The organism is Streptomyces sp. NPDC059900 (genome assembly GCF_050270335.1).
GTDB lineage: Bacteria > Actinomycetota > Actinomycetes > Streptomycetales > Streptomycetaceae > Streptomyces.
In genome coordinates this window covers 1-2,623 of the sequence record NZ_JBNNJZ010000850.1, presented here as the reverse complement: position 1 = coordinate 2,623, position 2,623 = coordinate 1, and the positions used below count along the sequence as shown (strand labels likewise).

Sequence of the window (2,623 nt, the reverse complement as noted above, 5' to 3'; positions counted from 1 at the left end):
GCAGTACAAAGCGCAGGTCACGGCGGTGACGCTCTCCCGCGAGCAGCGGGACTTCGTGCAGGCGCGGGTGCGTGAGCGCGGCCTGGAGGACCAGGTCGACGTACAGCTGCGGCACTACCGCGACATCGAGGGCGGGCAGTACGGGGCCATCAGTGTGATCGAGATGGGCGAGCACGTCGGAGACGCGGAGTATCCGGGATTCGCGGCACAGCTCTACGGCCTGTTGCGGCCGCAGGGCCGGATCCTGGTCCAGCAGATGTCCCGCGGCTCCAAGGCGCCGGGCGGCGGCGCGTTCATCGAGTCGTACATCGCGCCGGACATGCACATGCGGCCCGTGGGCGAGACGATCGGCCTGTGGGAGGCGGCAGGCTTCGAGATGCGTGCGGCCGAGTCACTGCGCGAGCACTATGTGCGCACCGTCGACGCGTGGCGCGACACGCTCGAGGAACGCTGGGAGGAGTTCGTCTCGCTGGTCGGGACGGAGGCGGCAAGGACCTGGCGGCTGTATCTCGTGGGCGGATCACTCGCGTTCGAGGAGAGGCGCATGGGTGTGGACCAGATTCTCGCCGTACGTACCGGTGACCGGGGCCGGTCGGGGATGCCCGCCACGACGGCCGACTGGCACCGCGGGGAGGTGGCGTCGTGAACGGCTTCGCCTGGGGCGCGTTCGGCGTCAATCTCGGCTTCGCCGCGCTCACCGCCCTTGCCGTCCTTCTGGTCACCTTCGCGTTCGCGCTGGTGCGCGGGCTACACCGCGTCGTGGACATCGCCTGGGGCGTCGCGTTCGCGGCCGTGGCCCTCACGACGTACGTCCTCTCGGCGGGGCACGGCGACGACGGACGGCGGCTGCTGGTGACGGCCCTGACCGTGGTGTGGGGCCTGCGTCTCGCGGGACACATCGCCTGGCGGGGCCGGGGGCACGGCGAGGATCCGCGTTACGAGCGGATGCTGTCGAAGGCGCCGGGCAGCCGGGCCGCGTACGCCCTGCGCATGGTCTATCTGCTCCAGGGCGGCCTGGTCTGGCTGGTGTCGCTGCCCGTGCAGGCCGCCGCCTACATCACGGGCCCGATGAGTGTGCTCGCCGTCGTCGGGGGGCTCGTGTGGCTGGTCGGCCTGGTCTTCGAGGCGGTCGGGGATCACCAACTCGCGCGGTTCAAGGCGGACCCGGCCAACAAGGGCCGGCTCATGGACCGCGGCCTGTGGTCCTGGACGCGCCATCCGAATTACTTCGGCGACTTCTGCGTCTGGTGGGGTCTGTTCCTCATCACGTGCGAGGCTCCCGTGGCGGCGGCCGCCACGATCGTCGGGCCCCTGGTCATGACGTATCTGCTGACGCGGGGCAGCGGCAAGGCACTCCTGGAACGGCACATGGCCCAGCGGCCCGGATACGCCGCCTATCAGAAGCGCACTTCGGGATTCTTTCCCCTGCCCCCGCGGAAGACAGAAGGGTAATCCTGCTTTCAACAGAAAGAATAGAAACCGGTCAATTGCGTTCCTTGCCGCCTTACGACCGAATCTGTTCGGCATCTGTCCGATATCAGGAGACCAATCGCGATAGCGTCGAGACGATTCCGTGAATTCCTCAACTGGAGCATGAACGCGGTTCTGTTGCTGGCATTGGGCGACCGTCGACAAGGGGGCCAGGGTTCCGTCGCCAGCGGGACATGTCTCCCGGCCCCCTGCGGCCGGCCCCTCACACCGCCCTCCGCGCGGCGAAGTCTCGGCGTACGGTCGCCGGACGCTGTGGACGGTGTGCCCACGGAAGGGAGAGGCGGCATGACCGCCATGTCCGAGTGGCAGCGCGAGGAGCGGCTGGCGTCCGCGTTCGGGGATCTCGCTGCCCCGACGGTGCGGGACGTGAGCGCGACCGACGTTCTGCACACGCTGACGGAGCACTGTGTGAAGCTCCTCGACGTGTCGGCGTCCGGGGCGCTGCTGGACGTTCCGCACGGCCGCGGCCCGGAGGTCGCGGCCTCCGACGAGTACACCCGCGCTCTTGAGCTGTTCGGACTCGAATGGGACGAGGGCCCGTGCCGGGACTGCTGCCGCTCCAGGACCCTCGTCTCCGAGACTCGGTTCGACGCCGAGGACGCCTGTGCGCGCTGGCCCCGGTTCACGCCGCGCGCCCTGCTGCTCGGCTTCACCTCGGTCGCCACGATCCCGTTGCGCCACCAGGACACGGTGGTCGGCGCCCTGAGTCTCCTCCACGACCGGCAAAGACCGCTGGACGAAGCCGAGTTACGACTGGCCGGGGCGCTGGCGGACAGCGCCGCCGTCTGCCTGATCCAGCAGCAGGTCGTGCACGAACAGATGACGCAGATCGCGCGGCTGCGGACCTCCCTCGACACCCGCATCGTCATCGAGCAGGCCAAGGGGTATCTCGCCAACTCCCGCGGTTGCAGCACCGACCGGGCGTACGTCCGCAGGCGGACGTACGCCCGGGACCGTCAGCTCAAGCTCACCGACGTGGCACACCAGGTCCTGAACGGCGCTGCCGGGAACACGCTCCTGGAACCCGAGCGCTGATCCCCCGCACTCAGCGGCGCCTGAGGGTGCGCCTGAGCAGGATGCCGAGTCCTACCAGGGTGATCGCGGCGAGTCCGATGCCCAGCAGTGCGACTGT

General features: G+C 69.2%; 3 protein-coding genes. All 3 read left to right on the top strand.

Going from position 1 to position 2,623, the window contains the following annotated elements:
- Nucleotides 1-646, top strand: a 646-nt coding sequence (locus ACQKIP_RS44870; protein ID WP_427745634.1) for a class I SAM-dependent methyltransferase, incomplete at its 5' end; no start/stop codon positions are given.
- Nucleotides 643-1,452, top strand: coding sequence for a DUF1295 domain-containing protein (locus ACQKIP_RS44865; RefSeq protein ID WP_365854822.1), 810 nt, complete (start codon nt 643-645; stop codon nt 1,450-1,452). The genes ACQKIP_RS44870 and ACQKIP_RS44865, both read left to right, overlap by 4 nt.
- A gap of 324 nt (nt 1,453-1,776) precedes the next feature.
- Nucleotides 1,777-2,526: an ANTAR domain-containing protein gene (locus ACQKIP_RS44860; RefSeq protein WP_427745633.1), complete on the top strand. Its 750-nt coding sequence runs from the start codon at nt 1,777-1,779 to the stop codon at nt 2,524-2,526.
- Nucleotides 2,527-2,623 lie beyond the last annotated feature (97 nt).

Excerpts from the sequence above, each read along its gene's own strand:
- ACQKIP_RS44860 (WP_427745633.1), top strand. The coding sequence starts at position 1,777 with ATGACCGCCATGTCCGAGTGGCAGCGCGAGGAGCGGCTGGCGTCCGCG.